Origin of the sequence: Vibrio sp. OPT46 (genome assembly GCF_015163535.1) — a bacterium.
In the GTDB taxonomy this organism is placed as follows: Bacteria; Pseudomonadota; Gammaproteobacteria; order Enterobacterales; family Vibrionaceae; genus Vibrio; species Vibrio alginolyticus.
The window spans coordinates 8,069-8,868 of the sequence record NZ_JADDYG010000485.1; the positions used below are offsets into that span (position 1 = coordinate 8,069).

Annotated in this window: 1 protein-coding gene; it reads left to right on the forward strand. The window is 39.8% G+C overall.

Annotated features, from left to right (window positions below; translation table 11 throughout):
- Positions 1-800 (forward strand): GGDEF domain-containing protein (locus IQR33_RS20490; protein ID WP_193843988.1); only part of this gene is annotated, 800 nt, incomplete at both ends.

Genomic DNA, 800 nt, shown 5'->3' on the forward strand with positions numbered 1-800 from the left:
GACGGAAAAATTTACTTTGAAGTGCCTGTGGATAAACATCACTTCAAATTGATGGCGTGGTTCGAGCCTTTGAGTGAACGAGATATATTTACATCACGGCTCTTTATTATTGGTTTGAGTATTCTCGCCGTTATGATCGTCATTGCTTTATGTTATGCATTCATCACGAACAATAATAGGATTGAATTGAAAATTAAGCTTGAGGAAGAAAAAAAGCGTAAAGATATTCTTTCTCAACAGAATAAAAAATTAACGAACGAAATTGAACGTCGAAAAGCGTCTGAAAAAGAACTCGCCTTCCAAGCTAAATATGACACATTAACTAATTTGCCTAATCGTAGTTATGGTTCCGAGCGATTGGCTTTGGAGTTAATTAGGGCATCGCGTAGTGGGTCTAAAGTTTTGGTGATGTTCATCGACTTAGACCACTTTAAGCAGATTAACGATTCAATGGGACACTTTGTTGGGGATGAAATCCTTAAACTCAGTGCTCAGCGACTGTATCAAGTCGCGAGAAAAACAGACTTATTGGCGAGAATTGGTGGAGATGAGTTTTTACTCGTCATCCCTGATTTGCCTGATAATGATACTGCAAAGCGAGTTGCTTCAAGTGTACTTTCGGCGTTTAACGATCCGTTTGTTTGGAACAACCATGAATTCTTCTTGAGTAGTAGCGTCGGAATGTCTGTGTTTCCGGATGACGGAGACAACGCTGAGCAGCTTCTTGCATGTGCAGATATGGCAATGTATCGGGCGAAACAAGATGGGCGTGATGGCTTTTGTTTTTATAACCATAATAT